The organism is Sulfitobacter sp. TBRI5, from assembly GCF_051013555.1.
GTDB lineage: Bacteria > Pseudomonadota > Alphaproteobacteria > Rhodobacterales > Rhodobacteraceae > JL08.
In genome coordinates this window covers 1,356,768-1,373,227 of sequence record NZ_CP112884.1, presented here as the reverse complement: position 1 = coordinate 1,373,227, position 16,460 = coordinate 1,356,768, and the positions used below count along the sequence as shown (strand labels likewise).

Below are 16,460 nucleotides of genomic sequence, written 5' to 3'. Positions count from 1 at the left end.
CAGGCGTGGCACGTGAATGTCATGCGTCTGCGTGGCAACCTGCGAGAACCGGTACCTTCTAACGCCCGTCGTAAGTATAGGTCGGGATCGAAGACAGCTGTTCGCCATTGATCGAAGTTGAATTCTGTCCCGGCTCACAGGCGCAGAGAAGCAGAACAATTGCAAAAGGAACAAATAGTTTCATTTGGTGTATCCTTGTTTGTCTTGCGACCAATGACGATCAACCGGGCCATCCGATAACGGAATGATAACAAAAAAGAACCCGGAAAGAACGGTGTAACCCTGATCACGAAACCCAAGCATACTGCGCTCTTGTAAATTAGACTACCGGAAACCTGTATTGGCGGTCCGGCGCGCTGACGGTTAAAAAAACCGCCACTTTCCCATTCATCAAAGCCGCGATATAGGTGCGCCATGACAAATCATCTTTATCAAAACGATCTTCCCGGCGGGCTGGATATGGGGCCGGTTGTGGCTATCGATTGTGAAACAATGGGGTTGAATCCCCATCGTGATCGCCTGTGTGTTGTTCAGCTTAGCAGCGGCGACGGCAACGCGCATATCGTTCAGATCGAACTTGGTCAGACGACGGCACCCAACCTGTGTGCATTGTTGGAAAACCCCGATGTGCTGAAGCTGTTCCATTTCGGTCGATTTGACATCGCGGCCATGTACAACGCATTCGCGGTAATAACCGCGCCGGTTTACTGCACGAAAATCGCAAGCCGACTGGTGCGCACCTATACCGACCGGCACGGATTGAAAAACCTGACACAGGAATTACTTGGGGTTGACCTGTCCAAACAGCAGCAATCCAGCGATTGGGGTGCACGTGACCTTAGCAATGCCCAAATTGAATATGCTGCGTCGGATGTTCTGTACCTGCATCAGCTGCGGGATGCTTTGGATACGATGCTTGTCCGTGAAGGGCGTGCCGACATCGCCAAGGCGTGCTTTGACTTTTTGCCAATGCGGGCAAAGCTGGATTTGGCAGGCTGGCCCGAAACCGATATTTTTGCACATTCCTGAAAGATCACAGACATGACCGGGCCTGAACAGTTTTTGAGCACCGCCCGCCGGGTGATTGATACCGAAACCAAAGCGCTTGCGCTCTTGTCAGCGGGTCTTGATGAGTCTTTCGCAGCGGCGGTGCAAATGCTTCTGGATGCAAAAGGCCGGGTTATCGTTCTGGGCATGGGAAAATCCGGCCACATCGCACGAAAGATTGCCGCAACCTTTGCAAGCACAGGAACTCCGGCGCATTTTGTCCACCCGGCCGAGGCCAGCCATGGCGATCTGGGCATGGTTGCGCAGGGGGATGTGGCGCTGGTTCTGTCAAATTCGGGCGAAACGCCGGAACTTGCCGATGTCATTGCCTACACACGCCGCTTTGATATCCCCATGATTGGCGTTGCCAGCCGCGCAGAATCGACGCTGATCCGGCAATCCGATATCGGCTTGATCCTGCCGCGCGCCGAAGAGGCCTGCGGAACAGGCGTGGTACCGACATCTTCAACCACGATGACCCTGGCGCTGGGCGATGCTCTTGCCGTGGCCCTGATGGAACATCGCGCTTTCACGCCCGAACATTTCCGTGAATTTCATCCGGGCGGAAAACTTGGGGCGCAACTAAGTCGTGTACGTGACCTGATGCACAAGGGCGATGCAGTACCGACAGTCGCTGGTTCTGCCAAAATGGGCGATGCGCTGATCGAAATCAGCCAAAAGGGGTTTGGCGTTGTTGGTGTGTGCGATGATCAGGGCATCCTGACGGGTATTATCACAGATGGTGATTTGCGCCGCCACATGGATGGCCTTTTGTCGCTGAACGCTGACGATGTCATGACGCATAATCCAACGACAATTGCCCCCGATGCACTTGCCGAACAGGCCGTGGCGATCATGAACAAGCGCAAGATCACCTGCCTGTTTGTCGTAGACCCGGCCGGCCCGCCCAAAGCGATCGGGCTGTTGCACATTCACGACTGTTTGCGGGTCGGGCTGGGCTAGAATGGCCAAGCGCGTAGATCGCTATTCGCGCCTGATCGCCTGGCTAAAGGTTTTGCTGCCACTGACGGCGCTTGCCCTGCTGTCGACGATGTTCCTGCTGTCGCGCAGTGTGGACCCGACAAACACCATTCCCTTCGCCGATACCGAGGTTCAGGAACGTTTGCGCACGCAGCAGATCACCGGGCCGGTTTTCGCAGGCACCACTGATGCAGGCGACCAAATCAGTGTCAGCGCCAGTGTGGTCAGACCCGGCACAGCCGGTTCAGAGCGTCCGGAGGCGGATAATCTGGTCGGTCAGATCAATCTGAACGAGGGCGGGCAGATCAAGCTGACTGCCAAAAGCGGAGAACTGGATGCAGCAGGTGAAGTTGTTGTTTTCAGGGGGTCTGTCGTCATCGAAAACAGCGAAGGCTACGTAATCCGCACCGAACATCTGCGGTCTTCCTTATCGCGAATCGAAGCTGATACATTGTCATCCGTGTCTGCCACCAGCCCTTTGGGGGACTTGCAGGCCGGCAAAATGCAGTTGCGATCCGACCCCGACAGCGAGGTTGTTCAAATGGTTTTCACAAACGGGGTAAAGCTGATATACCGCCCCAAACAAACGGACAGATAACCGGTGGCGTATTTGCGTCTTTTTTCAATAGTCACGTGTGTCGTGATAACCGCTTTTGCGCCGGATTGGGCAGTTGCCCAAGCCGAAAGTGCGCAGGTCACGTTCGGCGTCATCAAACAAGACCCCGATTTACCAGTTGAAGTGACATCAGATACGCTTTCCGTAAGCCAGTTGGACGGAACGGCTGTTTTTGATGGCGATGTTCTGGTGGTTCAGGGCGAAATGCGTCTGGCGGCTGCTTCAGTTCTGGTCGTTTACAGCGAAGAAAATTCTGAAATCCAGCGCCTGGAGGCAACCGGTGGCGTGACACTGGTCAGCGGTGCGGATGCCGCCGAGGCAGAGCGCGCCGATTATGACATTGTCAGCGGCACCATCGTCATGACCACAAATGTCCTGCTGACGCAGGGCCAGAATGCGCTGACCGCAGACAAGATGACCGTGAACCTGCGCGATGGCACAGCGCAAATGAACGGGAGGGTTAAAACCATCTTTCGGACTGGAACCGATTGATGCCAAAGCCGAATCTGAGTCTGACCAACGGAAATTCCGGCCTTTGCATCGAACAATTGCGCAAGAGCTATCGCAAGAAAGTTGTGATCAGAAACTTTAGCATGCAATTGAAACGGGGTGAGGTTGTTGCCCTGCTGGGCCCCAACGGATCGGGCAAGACAACAACGTTCTATGCCGTTGCAGGTTTGGTGATGCCAGAGGGCGGTCGTGTACTGATAGATGGTCAGGATGCCACATATCTGCCCATGTATCGCCGCGCCCAACTGGGCATAGGTTACCTGCCTCAGGAAATGAGTATTTTCCGCGGCCTGAATGTCGAAGATAACATCTCGGCCATACTGGATATCACCGAGAAGGACCGGCACAAACGGCGCGAACGCCTCGAAGAACTTCTGTCAGAGTTTTCGATAGAACACCTGCGACGCGCCCCAGCGCTGGCATTGTCAGGAGGCGAGCGCCGGCGGGTCGAGATTGCCCGCTGTCTGGCCGCCAACCCAAAATATCTTCTGCTGGACGAACCGTTTGCAGGTGTTGATCCGATATCCGTGGGCGATATCAGACATCTGGTGGCAGATCTCAAAAAACGCGGCATCGGTGTTCTGATTACCGACCATAACGTTCGGGAAACATTAGAAATTGTTGATCGAGCCTATATCCTGCATGATGGTCAGGTTCTGATGTCAGGCACACCGGACGAAGTGGTGCAGAACGAAAATGTGCGCCGGGTCTATCTTGGTGACAATTTTAAAATATCCTAAAATGGTTCAAAATTCGTTAACCAATTTTCCGCCTACCAAGTCACCGCTTTTGATTGACAGCCCCCCCGTATTTCGCCTCAAATAGGGTATGGATCTTGTGTTCTTTGACTCGGAAGTTCGTCCGCCCGTTTGTCGGGGCCCGGACTTTGCAATGTCAAACTCCGGCGTCCTATCCTGCATTCGGCCATAAACCTTGACGGAAAACCACTGGCAAGCTGTGTCCGCGTGTCAAATAAAAAGGGAGAGATAATGCGCTATCAAATCACCGGAAAACAAATCGATATCGGCGAAGCCCTTCAAATACATGTGAAGGACGAATTGAACGAAGCCGTCAAAAAATATGCCGAACGTCCGACAGACGCAAACGTCGTGTTTTCCAAATCCGCCAGCGAATATGTATGTGAATCGACGGTGCATTTATCCACCGGACTGACTGCGCAGGCAAAGGGACATGCCCACGAAATCTATGCCGCTTTCGATGCCTGCCGCGAGAAAATGGAAAAACAGTTGCGCCGTTACAAAAGGCGACTGAAAGATCATCATCGCGACCGTGCGGAACCGGTTGAATTGTTTGGAGCATCCTCTTATATCCTCGCGTCGGAAGAAGACTCGGATGCGATCGAGCCGGAAACACTCCAGCCGATGATCGTTGCTGAAATGGAAATGAAAATACCGTCTCTCTCGGTTGGAGAGGCCGTAATGCAAATGGAATTGGCAGGCGCACCTGTATTGGTGTTTCGAAACGAGAGTAAGAACGGGGTCAACGTCGTTTATCGCCGCGATGACGGCAACATCGGATGGATCGACCCCTGAATGTGAAACCCGCGCCGTCATAAAGCCATTGGAGAAAACATGGAAATGTCCAAGATCCTCGCCCCTCAGGCGGTAAAGGTGGTGGCTTCGACCTCAAGCAAAAAGCGGCTTTTGCATGATCTTTCCGATCTTGCCTTTGTCGCCTACGGCCTTCCCGCCGCCGAAACGGTCGAAGCATTGATGGAACGGGAAACCCTTGGCCCGACAGGCGTGGGAAACGGCGTGGCATTGCCACACGCGCGCCTGCCGGGCGTGGAATCTGTGGTCGGGGCGTTTATCCTTTTGGAAAAACCGATAGATTTCAATTCGATAGACCGGCAGCCTGTTGATCTTGCGTTTGCGTTGTTTGCGCCCGAGGATGCCGGTGTCGAGCATTTGAAGGCACTGGCGCTGGTATCACGTACATTGCGTGACGCATCCGTATGCGCGAAACTTCGGGCCAACCCCGATGCGGCTACGATTTATGCAATCCTGACGGAAGCGCAATCAGTTCAGGCGGCGTGACCGCCGCCCCATTCCGAAAATCCGAACATCATGTAATCTCGCTGATAGATATCGGCGACCATTTGTTCGATTTGTTCATCGTAAATGTCCGCCAACGCAAACGGAGTGTCGGCAGCGGCCGCATGTGGTACGGGTGGATTCGAATATCCATATTGCATCGCAAGCGCCGGTAAAGCGCTGGAAAGCTCGTCTTCTCGCAGGACATAATCAGGCAGGACAAATTCGCCAAAACCTTGCAAGGCCTGGGATTGAGTACACCAGGTGGCATCCACACGAATGGCCGTTTGGCCAGCCAGATTCCCGCGCAGGAATTCCAGAAACGCAACAAACGCGGTCCGGTGCGCAGCCCGGTCATATCCGGATTGTTGCTGGTTTTGGGGCAAGGGCACCTTGTAGCGGGTCTTTAATGTCTGGCGTATTTGCGCAAAACTTCCTTCACCGGTGTTCAGAATGCGTTCACAGAATACGGAATGAGCACGCGCAACAGGGTGCCGCAGGACGGTAAAGCTTCTGTGTCCGGTGTTCCGGCGTTTCCATTGACGCAGGTTTTTCTGGTTCATTCCGGTGGTCAGATCATCCTGCGAAACGCCATCAAGCCCGGCCATCCAGTCTGTCACAACCGCTTCGCACGATCCGCGTATCGGCAAGTAAAGCAGCGGTGCCTTGGCTGCTGCAACATAGCTGGGCACGACCGGCCCGCGTCTGGGTTCAAAATTCGGGGTACGCGACAGGTTGAACCAATCCAGCCCGGCAATACTGGACATCATTTCCTTCCTGTTCACGACCTTGTCTACCGTGGGTTCCGGGTTCTGCTTTTTCAGCTTTTTTTCCAGCCCTTTCAGAACATCATCCTGTCCCAGAAAGCGGCCTATGCCGTTCACGACCTCCAGATCCTGCAAGTCTTCATAGGACAGATAGAATGCAGTTTGCCCTGTAGTTTGCAGACCGTGCAGGATTTTCATCTGAAACGTCTGCAATACGTTCAGATGATCCGCAAATTCTTCGGCGTCGAATTCGGCCTTGCCATCCTTTCGGCGCTTTAAATCGGTTAACTTCCATTGGCCGGTTGCCTGCGCAATCTTCCACGAAACATAACTGTCCAGCGGGTTACGCGTCAGAATTACTTTGGCACAGCGCGGATCAGGCAAAAACAGATCGAATGCGCGCGGGTCATGATCGTGAAAGAACCTGAAACCGCCCAATCCATCCGATTTGGTCCTGATCGCGTTGATCAGACGCGCCGGATCCCGGTCACGCACATCCTGAGTGATACCCAGAATTTCGCTGGATTTGGGGTACCCGATGAAATGCGGGTTGAACGCCTCACCGTGGCAAACAAGGCGCGCAAACGCGTTCAGATTGGATTCAAGAAAATTGGACCCTGTGCGCATTTCCGCCAGCACAACGAAGTAATCGAAATTTCCCGCCATCACTGAACAAGATAGGGTTTGCGCGGCGCAGGCGGCGATTGGTTTGACCCGTGTTCAACCGGAAAATCGCCCATCAGGTGCGGATGCATTCCCTGATTTTTCAGATTTTGCAGGAACTGGCCAAACCCGTTCAGATCAACCATTTTCGGCACTTCGGACAACCGCCGCGACGACGCGTGTCCGATTTCGTCCAGAATGCTTTGCAGCGGCTCCATCGGCGCCTCGATAAACTCGGCCATTGTCCAGATGCGCACCCGTGCCTTGTTCTGCGGCGATCTCAGAAGATCCAGATGCTTGTTTTCGATCTTTTGCAAAAGCGCCGCTTCTTTTCGGATATCCGCAAAATTGCGATTGGATTTGAACAAGGGAACGGACCAGGCGCCGCTGATTACGGACACCTGCGCATTCGAATCCTTCGCTATTTTCCAGTTGATCTTTTGCCGGTCCCGAGGACCGAACTGGAAACACTGCCGTTCACCCCGCGTGTTCCAGATCAGGCTGGTCAGAAACGCGTTGGGATCGTAATCGCGGGCTTTCGCACTGTCACTCAGCGCGCCGTTTATCACGGTTTGGCCACCCGCATATTCGACACGTTCAGGTGCGAACAAATGTCCGTGCACCCGCGCACCCGTTGTTTTTTCCAGCCAGGGTTCAAAGTTTTCGAACAGCTCTGAAAACCCCTGAAATACTGAATACGGACCAGCGGTAGCCCCGTTTTCCCAATCCTGATTTGGAAAACGGCTTTGCATATACAAACCCGGGCGTCCTCTGGTCCGGCGTTCAACCGCCTTTGCAAATATCCGGTCGATTTTCCCCGGATTAGGCTCTGTCCGTTTCAGGGCCGTGGCCGCATCGGTCAGAAACGCCTGATAGATTTTTCCGGCGCGCGGCCAGATTTTGCGTGCAACAAAGCAATCCGAACGGCGCAGCAACTGAAGGTGATCATCGTAAAATATGTGCGGTTTGCCCTGAAAATCGAATTTGGAAAGGGTCAGCGACCGGCTTTCGATATTGATCGAATATTGCCGGGCCAATGTCTGAAAATAGCTTTCATCCGGAATCCAGACCTGTCGGAAATACCTGTCGATCTGCCCCCTTTCAGGGTCTTCCAGAATTGCAGACAGGGTTTGCCGGGTCAGGCACCACCATTGCGACCCCATATGCGGCACCAGCCCGCGCGGCATCTTGCGTGTCAGATGCAATCGGCGTTGCAGATCCACATAGGCATCAAAAAGAAACCGGTACCGTTTCCATGAAAACGGAAACCGCAAGGTGAACCGTTCCTGATCAAGCCCGCCAACCGTCCAGGGCACATCCGATGTTGTGGCGGATTCGATGAAATCGGTTTGCGGCCGGTCTTCGAGGTATTCGATCAATTCGTCCACCGGGCGCAGCGGCAAACACGACCCCGACATCAGATAGACATGCCGAACCTGCGGAAATTCCGCCAGCATCAATTCTGATCCGGATTGCGATGCGGCCACAATGCCCCATGTTCCCCATTCGCAGCGGAACCTTTTGCTGAACAGCACATGCGGCACATCGGCCAGCGATTGCACAAAGCTGTTATAGGCAGAGTGCGCGACGTTCTTGTCCACGTGGATCACAACCGGGCAGCCGGCAGCCGCCCAATGTCGGGCCACCTGTTCGGCCCTTCCCAGTGCGGTGTGCACCAGCATGACAATTCCGACGCTCAATGCATCTCCTTGATTTTATGCCCAGTTTCCTTTGGACATCAGACCCAATATTTCCAGTTGCCGCCAGTTAATATATTTTTCCGACCATTTGCACCAAAGTTCCGGATTGTCCTCAAGCGTTTCGGCATAGGCCTTGTATTCCACGCTTGCGGCGTAATGCTGCTTGCGCGCCAGTTCTTCTTTCGCTTTCTGCGGAAATGTATCCAGAAATTTGGTGTGTAACAAAATGCCCGAGGCTTTTTCTCCGCCCCATTCATCATAGACCTGGTTCAGGCCGCGCGGCAGCAGCATATGCGTTGAACTGGCATAGACATATCGTTTTTCCCACTTCACCAGCGGTATCTTGTTCAGCGCCGGCGCTTTTTCCGGTGCGTCGCGGAAAAACACCCGCCGCCGTGGACCACCTTGAATCCACAGGTTGCCAAAGCGTTTGTTCCTTTTCAGAGTATAGTTGCCACTGTCGAACCACGCCGCGATTTCCAGCGGATCCTGCCCTTCCTGGTAAGGATGTTCGCCAATCGGCCCTTTGGGGTACATATCCAAAAGCATCGCACTGAAGGATTTTATGGAAGATGCATCCAGCCAGTCGGTAAGCGCCCGCAATGGGCGGGTATCACAAAACGGATAAATCAGAAACTCGTCTGGGTCGACAACCAGTGCCCAGTGGCCGTCAGCATATTTCATCTGCAGAGCGTTCAGCCAGTCAACGCCGAAACGGGCGCGCTTATAGCTCGCCTTGGTGTGCCAGACCGATACATCGGTTTGTTCCGCCAGATAATCCAGCGATCCGTCCGTGCTGTCGTTGTCCACAAAGAAAAAGTGGTTCACGCCCTGATCTCGGTAATACTGAAGAAAATACGGAAGCCTGATCCGTTCGTTCCGCTGCGTGCAAAACAGAAGAATATCGTTTGACCTGATCTGATCAGTCCGCAAGACGACCGATGAAATCTCGCGCCGTTTGCGCAGTGCACGCAAACGCCAACGCTTTCTAAGCAACCTTAGCCGATATGACTGCCAAACGCCCAACTTTACCTCTGTCGTCTTGCCAGTCGCGCCCCGGAATTACGCTATTACGTCAGCCTTAAGACAGTGTTGAAATGCGTTTTCCAGTCTGGTGGATCAAACGCGTTTGCCATGTTTGTCTTTTTCGGTTTCGGGATCTCGGCAAGGTTCCTTATTTTTGTTTCCCACAAATACCGATCTGATGCCTCTGCGTAAACGGGAATATCGCCCAGTGTTTCCCTGTAAACCGGCAAATCGTTGCACAGAACAGGTACGCCCAGCGCTGCCGCTTCAATCGGTGGCAGGCCGTACCCTTCTGCAAGACTGGGAAACAGCAGGCCCAATGACCCGCTTAGAACTGTGGCGACCTGCCCGTCTGTCAACGGTGCCACTTCTGAAATGCGGTGATTGTCCGCTGCCTTGTCCAGTCTTGAAAACACATCCTGATTATTCCAGCCCCGGCTTCCGCAGATCATCAGATGTGGCGCACCGTCGGAAAAACCATCCCAGATATCCAGCAAAAGCGCGTGTTTCTTGCGGGGTTCAATTGTGCCCACCGTGACAAAATAGGGCTGCGTAGGAACAATACCCTCTGGCACGTCGGCAAGCTCCGGAACCTCAACGCCCAGATGCGCCACGATACCTTGCGGCGGGTTACCCCACATAGACAGCCAGTGTTCGGCACGTTCTGCGCTACAGGCAGAGTTGTAAATGATCAGGTCCGCCCATGCGCCTGCCTGCCGCAGAAAAGCGCGAAACCGGTCAACGCTGCCTTCCCGTTGGAACTGCGGAAAATCCAGGGGAATGGTATCATGAACAAAAACCGCAACGCGCCCGTTGATACTGTGCCGGACAGCGGACAAGACCCGGTCGGTCAGGTTGGTATGCCCGATGTTCAGATACGCCGTCCCGCCGGGTAAATGCCGGTGCAGCATGTCGGGCAAACGCCTTGGGCGACACCGATCCAGCGCAAGTCGGCGCACATCAGATTCCGCACGGCGCACGCTATCCGGTTTGGTGCGCACGAGGCGGGACAATGTATCAATCGATCCCCACGGTTCAGCACCTGAAATCCGCGCCCGCAAGGCCAGCATTCCGCCGCGTTCCAGCAATATATATCCGTAGGTTGTACGGATAAGCGCAAAAACCGGGGTGCTTTCATCGGTCAGGTGATTAAGATAGGCCCATTCGACCCGATCAATACCGGTCATTGGGCGGCCCACACGACTGACCAGCCGGGTCAAATCCAGCAGGCGGGCCGCGGGTGCGGTTTTATGTGTCGTAGTGGCCAGTTTGGTGCCATCTCCAAGCATCCGAGATCATCGTTTTCAGGTCGGACCGGCTGGGCGACCAACCCAGTTCCTTCTTGGCACGCACCGACCCCGAAACAAGCTTTGTGCAATCCCCCGGGCGACGTTCTCCGATATTATGAGGCACGGGGCGGTTCGTGACAGCGCTGGAGTGTTCGATCACCTCAAGCACCGAAAAGCCCGTGCCGGTACCCAGATTGAACACTCGGCTTTGTTTGCCATCCAGTAACCATTTCAAACCCAGAACATGCGCATCCACAAGGTCGCAGACGTGCACGTAATCACGAATACAGGTTCCGTCAGGCGTGTCATAATCTGTTCCGAACACAGTCAGCGCATCACGTTTGCCATCAATTGCATCCAGCATCAAAGGAACAAGGTGCGTTTCCGGCTGATGGAACTCTCCGACTTCGGCCTCGGGATCCGCGCCCGCAACATTGAAATACCGGAAAATGACGTTCTGCAGGTTATGGGCTGCATCGAAATTCGCCAAAATATCTTCGATCGCACGCTTGGACGCGCCGTAGGCATTGATGGGATGTTGCGCGCTGTCTTCATCCAGAACCACATTGTCCTGATCGCCGTAGGTGGCGCATGTAGACGAAAAAACAAACCTGAGACATCCGGCGGCCACAGCCGCTTCGATCAGGTTCAGGGAACCGGCAACATTGTTGGACCAATAGCGCCCAGGCTCTGCCATGCTTTCTCCGACCTGCGACAGGGCGGCAAAATGCATGACCGCAACGGGTTCATACTGTTCAAACACAGCGTCCAGGCGCGCGCGATCCATCAGATCGCCACGCTCGAACGGGCCGAATTTCACGGCATCCTGCCAGCCGGTGACCAGATTATCAAAAGTCACCGGAGTGAAACCGGCAGCGCGCAATGCCTTGCACGCATGCGAACCGATATAGCCCGCACCGCCCGTCACCAACACGTAAGTCAAGGATTGCCCTTTCAGAAACGGCTATTCCGCGGCTTTATCGACCGAAATCATTTCGCGCAGATACTGGGCCAGATCGTCACGCAATTCTTCGCGCGCCAGACCAAAGGCAACCGTGGCCTGCAGAAACCCGGCTTTTGAACCGCAATCAAAACGCTGTCCGCGGAACCGGTATCCGTAAACGCCATGTTTGGACCCGATTTCAGCAGCAATTGCATCCGTCAGCTGTATTTCGCCGCCGGCGCCACTTTTCATCTTGTTCAGCCTTTGCAAAACACTGGGCGCAAGAATGTAACGGCCAATTACGGCAAGATTGGAAGGGGCCTGCCCCGCTGCCGGTTTTTCAACCATACCCTTGACCGAAACCATCGAACCCATGTCGTCCTGTACATCCAGAACACCGTAAGAAGATGCCTTTTCCGGCGGAACTTCCATTGCGGCAACCATATTGCCGCCGGTTTCATGATACGCCTCGACCATTTGTTGAAGGCAGGGTTTTTCGGCAGCGATCACATCGTCCGGAAGGATCACGGCAAAAGGCTCGTCAGCAATAAGACGCCGCGCGCACCAGACAGCGTGCCCCAAACCCAGCGCCTTGTGCTGGCGGATATAGGCAATGGCGCCGCTTTCCATATTCGTCGTTTTCAGAATTTCGAGAAGGTCATCCTTGCCCTTTTTGCGAAGCTCCTGCTCCAGCTGCGGCGCGTGGTCAAAATAATCTTCCAGCGCACCCTTGCCGCGGGACGTGACAAAAATGAATTCCTTGATCCCGGCAGCGCGGGCCTCGTCAATGGCGTACTGGATCAGGGGGCGATCCACCAATGTCATGATTTCTTTGGGAACCGACTTTGTCGCCGGTAGAAAACGTGTGCCCATTCCGGCCACAGGAAAAATAGCTTTGGTAACTTTTCTACGCATTTTAATCCTCAAACTCGTCCAACCACATTCATCAAGGGCAGGTTACCGATAATGATACTGTGAAACAGCATTACGAACATGTCATTCTGACAAAATCACGGCCATTCGTTGAAAATTCCGCAGTGATGTGCCTTTTTCGCCTGACTGCCATGAAATCACAACAGCCTCTGACGGTGTATTCGGAAACATTCTACCCGAACTCTGCGGGAAAAGCGATAGAACCGGAACAGCGGCGAATCGCGTTCTGACCGCCCGAACAATCCGCCGCGTTGCACCCAATATCCGTCATCATGAAACCATATCCTGTGAAAAAGGGCGGTGGGTGACATCATCAGAAGGGTCACGATATGTCCGGATTTTACCTTGGCAATTGCCCTGGTGCGCAGCGATTTCGCGCTCCAGACGCGACCGGATATGACTTCTGATTTGGCAGTTTCGTTACCGACAAAACGCCTGAACGTGTCCTCGCAATCGGCGATGGGGACCAGATCGGCCAACTTGCGGCTCAGACCCTCTGAATACCCCTGTCGCAAACCGCGCATCATCGCGCTGACATCGCGCGGCTCAAGCCCGCCGGTAACCATGTGCCGCAACAGCCGGTTGCGTTCGTTATTCTGTACTCTGGCCCATACCTGCGCCCGCTTTGCCGTGTCACAATGCTTGCCCAGATAAACAGCCCAACTTGCCCCGATCTGGAACAGATCACGGGGCACACGGTTGGACTTACGGCTCGAATTACCTTGGTACCCGTGATGGACTTCGGCCAGTGGTACAAGCGCTGTCAGAACGCCCTGCTTTGCCAGCCGCATGTTCACATCTGCATCATCATGGAAATAGCGAAAGGCCGGATCAAAACCACCCATCTTTGCCAGAACAGGCCGTCGGAACGCCATGTTAGTGCCTTGGGTCTTTATCGCCGTCGCCGGTTTCGGCGTCAGAACAACCGGTTGGTCCGCGCTCAGATTAAGGCTTGTCTCCACCCCTTCCGCATCGATGGTACGGGCTTTCCACTGATAGGATATTCCGTTTCGCGCGCGGACGTATCCGCCTGCCGCACCAACATCACGGTATCTGAAAGGTTCGGTCAGATAGGTCAGCCATGATGGTTCAGGCACGGCATCATCGTCGATAAAGGCCACGATCTCACCTGCTGCATGCAGAATACCTGTGTTTCGGGCCGCAGAAATGTTGGCTTCGTCAAAAGGAATGCACTTGATCGCGGCTCCCAAGGCAGAGCTTTCGATCGCCGCGACCCCGTTCTGATCTGCAACAACGATCACCTCGAAACAGGGATACCGTAACTGCCCCAGCGCCGTAACACAGCGCACCAGCGCCTTGGGTCGATCCCGGCTGACGACGATAACGCTGACGGGTATGGGGGTCACTCTATCCCCATTTGCGCCATCATCTGTTCAATTTTGGGCACATCCTGCGGGTTGTTCAACTCCCAGAACTGCCGCCCCCGCGCGTCTACTTCCACGCAAAGAACCGGGCGGCCGTTTTCCATGAACCGCAACTGCTCCAACCCTTCGAGTTGCTCCAGCGGGCCAACCGGCCAGTCCGGATACGCGCTTAACGCATCGGGTTTGAACGCATAGACGCCCACATGATGGAACACCGGCGTCAGTTCGGACTCTTCGAAAGACTGGCTGACATAGGGCACCACCTCTTTCGAAAAATAAAGCGCGGCATGGTTACGGGCAAAAACGGCCGTTGTACCACCAACCCGGCCCGCCTTGCGATCATTCAGAAACCCGTTCAGCGTTGCGCCGTCACATTGCAAAACCGGCGTTGCAACCTGTGCTTCCGGTGCGTTTTGCAATCCTGCGATCAACGCCTCGACGAACCAGGGCGGTGTCAAAGGTGCATCACCTTGCAGATTGACGACGATTTCATAGCTTTCGACCAGCGCCGCGTGCGCCTCGGCGCACCGTTCGGTTCCGTTCAGACAATCCGAAGATGTCATCACAACCTCGGCCCCGAACGCTTCTGCGGCCTGCCGGATACGATCATCATCGGTTGCCACAACAACGCGATCAACGCCCTTTACAGCGCGGGCCGCATCCCAGCTGCGTTCAATCAGGCTTTTCGAGACGCCACCGGCCCCTTTCAATGCGACCAGCGGCTTGCCCGGGTATCTGGAAGACTGGTAGCGGGCGGGAATGACAATCAGAACGGACATCATGGCGCTTTCAGGTCTACACCCGGTGCGTAGGCAATGAAAAACGGGTTTGCAAAACCGTCTTTGCCGTACATCAGTGGGGCATGGTCTTCGAACCTGACAACGTCACCCCCGGCACCTTTCAGAACGGCATGACCGGCAGCGGTATCCCATTCCATCGTGCGCCCGACCCGTGGGTAAAGATCGGCCTCTCCGGTCGCAACCAGACAGAACTTTAACGACGATCCTGCGCTTTTCATGTCGTTCACGGCATATTTGCCGATGTAGTCATCTGTTGCCTGATCCCTGTGCGACTTTGATGCGACCACCAAAAGAGCCGAATTGTCAGGTTTAGAGACTGATATCGGGCTGCACTGACCGATACTGTCTTTCTTGAATGGCCCCTGTTCTTCAACAGACTGACCGTCCGCGCGGGTGAAAAACATGCGATCTTTCGCGGGTGCGTATACGACACCCCGTGTCGGAACCCCTTTTTCAACCAAAGCGATGTTGACGGTAAAATCACCACGCCGGTTGATGAATTCCTTGGTGCCATCCAGCGGATCAACGATCAGAAATGTATCACCTTTCGCGCTGTGCGATGCTGCCTGTTCTTCCGTCACCAGCATCATATCGGGAAATGCCAGTCTTAACCCATCCGAAATAATCGCGTCGGCGGCTTCATCTGCTGCGGTTACGGGGCTTTCGTCTGATTTTACTTTCACATCGAAATCGTCGGAATCGTAAATATCCATGATGACCTCGCCGGCTTTCAATGCCAGTTCACGGATCACAGGCACAAGGACCTCATAATTCAAAGGAATACTCCTGTTGTCACTCTTGTTGAAATGTCTTCACTTGATCTTTATGCTTGCCACATATCGGAACATCAAGAATTCCGTGTCACGTTCCCCGCTCAAAAGGGCAAATCAGGCATGTTTCAATACGAACGCAAGCAATCAATGTTTGGGTCCGCTCTTTCCCTGTTAGAGCTGATCTATCATTCCGTTGTCCGCAGCGTGCGTAAAACGCACGGCAATGCGTTTCTGGCGATTGCCACGAACATGCTTCAGGCCGTCATTTTCGTGGCGGCCTTTTTCTTCATGTTTTCGATCCTCGGTTTGCGCGGCGCGGCGTTGCGCGGTGATTTTCTGATTTACATCATGACAGGCATTTTCCTGTTTCTGACGCATATCAAAACAGTCGGGGCTGTTGTCGGTGCTGAAGGCCCGGCAAGCCCGATGATGCAACACGCCCCCATGAATACGATTGTCGCAATTGCGGCCGCCGCATTCGGCGCGCTTTACATACAGGTACTGTCGCTTTTCACGATCCTGTTCATTTATCACGTGGCCTTTACGCCCCTGGTGATTGATCAGCCTGTCGCGACATTCGGAATGTTGTTGCTGTCGTGGTTCACCGGTCTGGCGGTCGGGATCGTGTTTCTGGCGATCAAGCCCTGGGCGCCCGGTTTTGTCACGATTGCCAGTACGATTTACCAGCGCGCGAACATGATCGCGTCGGGCAAGATGTTTGTGGCCAACTCTTTACCAACATTCATGTTGAACCTGTTTGACTGGAACCCGCTGTTTCATTGCATCGATCAATCGCGCGGATTTGCATTTATCAACTACAACCCCCGATACACGTCCGTTGAATATCCGCTTATCGTTGCGGTGGTCCTGATCATGATCGGATTGATGGGTGAGTTTTACACCCGGCGGCATGCATCTGTCAGTTGGGGTGCGCGCCTGTAGCTGACGCCTGAATTCGCAGGCTCAGCCGTGC

Annotated in this window: 18 protein-coding genes; 8 read left to right on the top strand and 10 right to left on the bottom strand. The window is 54.3% G+C overall.

Annotated elements, in window-relative coordinates:
• Positions 1–58: 58 nt before the first annotated feature.
• Entirely contained in the window at positions 59–184 is a 126-nt protein-coding gene (locus tag OLX72_RS07040; protein WP_302622783.1) for a hypothetical protein, read from the bottom strand.
• A gap of 230 nt (positions 185–414) precedes the next feature.
• Between OLX72_RS07040 and OLX72_RS07035 the strand changes: the two genes are divergently transcribed.
• The 7 genes from OLX72_RS07035 to OLX72_RS07005 all read left to right on the top strand — a co-directional run bounded on the left by OLX72_RS07035 (position 415) and on the right by OLX72_RS07005 (position 5,211).
• Positions 415–1,029 carry a ribonuclease D gene (locus OLX72_RS07035; RefSeq protein ID WP_433990120.1) on the top strand — a complete coding sequence of 205 codons (615 nt, stop codon included), beginning with the start codon at positions 415–417 and terminating at the stop codon, positions 1,027–1,029.
• Positions 1,030–1,041: 12 nt separating this feature from the next.
• Entirely contained in the window at positions 1,042–2,010 is a 969-nt protein-coding gene (locus tag OLX72_RS07030) for a KpsF/GutQ family sugar-phosphate isomerase (RefSeq protein WP_114871851.1), read from the top strand.
• Between the two features lies 1 nt (position 2,011).
• On the top strand, positions 2,012–2,626 hold the full coding sequence (lptC, locus tag OLX72_RS07025) for an LPS export ABC transporter periplasmic protein LptC (protein ID WP_114871852.1): 615 nt from the start codon (positions 2,012–2,014) through the stop codon (positions 2,624–2,626).
• Positions 2,627–2,668: 42 nt separating this feature from the next.
• Positions 2,669–3,136 carry an LptA/OstA family protein gene (locus OLX72_RS07020; protein ID WP_433990119.1) on the top strand — a complete coding sequence of 156 codons (468 nt, stop codon included), beginning with the start codon at positions 2,669–2,671 and terminating at the stop codon, positions 3,134–3,136.
• Positions 3,136–3,894 carry an LPS export ABC transporter ATP-binding protein gene (lptB, locus tag OLX72_RS07015; RefSeq protein WP_433990118.1) on the top strand — a complete coding sequence of 253 codons (759 nt, stop codon included), beginning with the start codon at positions 3,136–3,138 and terminating at the stop codon, positions 3,892–3,894. The genes OLX72_RS07020 and lptB overlap by 1 nt, the downstream gene beginning before the upstream one ends.
• 249 nt (positions 3,895–4,143) lie before the next feature.
• Positions 4,144–4,707 carry a ribosome hibernation-promoting factor, HPF/YfiA family gene (hpf, locus tag OLX72_RS07010; RefSeq protein ID WP_114871855.1) on the top strand — a complete coding sequence of 188 codons (564 nt, stop codon included), beginning with the start codon at positions 4,144–4,146 and terminating at the stop codon, positions 4,705–4,707.
• A gap of 39 nt (positions 4,708–4,746) precedes the next feature.
• Positions 4,747–5,211, top strand: coding sequence for a PTS sugar transporter subunit IIA (locus tag OLX72_RS07005; RefSeq protein WP_433990117.1), 465 nt, complete (start codon positions 4,747–4,749; stop codon positions 5,209–5,211).
• Here the strand turns inward: OLX72_RS07005 and OLX72_RS07000 are convergent.
• The 9 genes from OLX72_RS07000 to cysQ form a co-directional block, all read right to left on the bottom strand.
• The gene (locus OLX72_RS07000; RefSeq protein ID WP_433990116.1) at positions 5,199–6,641 is read right to left on the bottom strand and encodes a sulfotransferase family 2 domain-containing protein; all 1,443 of its coding nucleotides are present in this window, start codon (positions 6,639–6,641) and stop codon (positions 5,199–5,201) included. The two genes, OLX72_RS07005 and OLX72_RS07000, sit on opposite strands and share 13 nt — an antisense overlap.
• Positions 6,641–8,338, bottom strand: coding sequence for a beta-1,6-N-acetylglucosaminyltransferase (locus OLX72_RS06995; protein ID WP_433990115.1), 1,698 nt, complete (start codon positions 8,336–8,338; stop codon positions 6,641–6,643). Before OLX72_RS06995 ends, OLX72_RS07000 begins: the two co-directional genes overlap by 1 nt.
• Positions 8,339–8,353: 15 nt before the next feature.
• Positions 8,354–9,364, bottom strand: coding sequence for a glycosyltransferase family 2 protein (locus tag OLX72_RS06990; protein ID WP_114871859.1), 1,011 nt, complete (start codon positions 9,362–9,364; stop codon positions 8,354–8,356).
• A gap of 44 nt (positions 9,365–9,408) precedes the next feature.
• Positions 9,409–10,653: a glycosyltransferase gene (locus tag OLX72_RS06985; RefSeq protein WP_114871860.1), complete on the bottom strand. Its 1,245-nt coding sequence runs from the start codon at positions 10,651–10,653 to the stop codon at positions 9,409–9,411.
• On the bottom strand, positions 10,613–11,596 hold the full coding sequence (gene galE / locus OLX72_RS06980; RefSeq protein WP_114871861.1) for a UDP-glucose 4-epimerase GalE: 984 nt from the start codon (positions 11,594–11,596) through the stop codon (positions 10,613–10,615). Before galE ends, OLX72_RS06985 begins: the two co-directional genes overlap by 41 nt.
• A gap of 21 nt (positions 11,597–11,617) precedes the next feature.
• A complete protein-coding gene (gene galU / locus OLX72_RS06975; RefSeq protein ID WP_114871862.1) occupies positions 11,618–12,511 on the bottom strand; it encodes a UTP--glucose-1-phosphate uridylyltransferase GalU in 894 nt (297 codons plus the stop codon).
• A gap of 155 nt (positions 12,512–12,666) precedes the next feature.
• Positions 12,667–13,896, bottom strand: a complete 1,230-nt coding sequence (locus OLX72_RS06970) for a glycosyltransferase family 2 protein (protein ID WP_433990114.1) — start codon at positions 13,894–13,896, stop codon at positions 12,667–12,669.
• Complete coding sequence (locus OLX72_RS06965; protein WP_114872486.1) at positions 13,893–14,693, bottom strand: 3-deoxy-manno-octulosonate cytidylyltransferase; 801 nt, start codon at positions 14,691–14,693, stop codon at positions 13,893–13,895. Before OLX72_RS06965 ends, OLX72_RS06970 begins: the two co-directional genes overlap by 4 nt.
• Positions 14,693–15,490, bottom strand: a complete 798-nt coding sequence (gene cysQ, locus OLX72_RS06960; protein ID WP_433990113.1) for a 3'(2'),5'-bisphosphate nucleotidase CysQ — start codon at positions 15,488–15,490, stop codon at positions 14,693–14,695. The genes OLX72_RS06965 and cysQ overlap by 1 nt, the downstream gene beginning before the upstream one ends.
• A 117-nt stretch (positions 15,491–15,607) precedes the next feature.
• On the opposite strand from cysQ, the gene OLX72_RS06955 reads away from it, so the two are divergent.
• A complete protein-coding gene (locus tag OLX72_RS06955; RefSeq protein ID WP_114872487.1) occupies positions 15,608–16,429 on the top strand; it encodes an ABC transporter permease in 822 nt (273 codons plus the stop codon).
• The last annotated feature ends 31 nt before the right edge of the window (positions 16,430–16,460 follow it).

Excerpts from the sequence above, each read along its gene's own strand:
- OLX72_RS07040 (WP_302622783.1), bottom strand. The coding sequence starts at position 184 with ATGAAACTATTTGTTCCTTTTGCAATTGTTCTGCTTCTCTGCGCCTGT.
- OLX72_RS07035 (WP_433990120.1), top strand. The coding sequence starts at position 415 with ATGACAAATCATCTTTATCAAAACGATCTTCCCGGCGGGCTGGATATG.
- OLX72_RS07030 (WP_114871851.1), top strand. The coding sequence starts at position 1,042 with ATGACCGGGCCTGAACAGTTTTTGAGCACCGCCCGCCGGGTGATTGAT.
- lptC (WP_114871852.1), top strand. The coding sequence starts at position 2,012 with ATGGCCAAGCGCGTAGATCGCTATTCGCGCCTGATCGCCTGGCTAAAG.
- lptB (WP_433990118.1), top strand. The coding sequence starts at position 3,136 with ATGCCAAAGCCGAATCTGAGTCTGACCAACGGAAATTCCGGCCTTTGC.
- hpf (WP_114871855.1), top strand. The coding sequence starts at position 4,144 with ATGCGCTATCAAATCACCGGAAAACAAATCGATATCGGCGAAGCCCTT.
- OLX72_RS07005 (WP_433990117.1), top strand. The coding sequence starts at position 4,747 with ATGGAAATGTCCAAGATCCTCGCCCCTCAGGCGGTAAAGGTGGTGGCT.
- OLX72_RS07000 (WP_433990116.1), bottom strand. The coding sequence starts at position 6,641 with ATGGCGGGAAATTTCGATTACTTCGTTGTGCTGGCGGAAATGCGCACA.
- OLX72_RS06985 (WP_114871860.1), bottom strand. The coding sequence starts at position 10,653 with ATGCTTGGAGATGGCACCAAACTGGCCACTACGACACATAAAACCGCA.
- galU (WP_114871862.1), bottom strand. The coding sequence starts at position 12,511 with ATGCGTAGAAAAGTTACCAAAGCTATTTTTCCTGTGGCCGGAATGGGC.
- OLX72_RS06965 (WP_114872486.1), bottom strand. The coding sequence starts at position 14,693 with ATGTCCGTTCTGATTGTCATTCCCGCCCGCTACCAGTCTTCCAGATAC.
- OLX72_RS06955 (WP_114872487.1), top strand. The coding sequence starts at position 15,608 with ATGTTTCAATACGAACGCAAGCAATCAATGTTTGGGTCCGCTCTTTCC.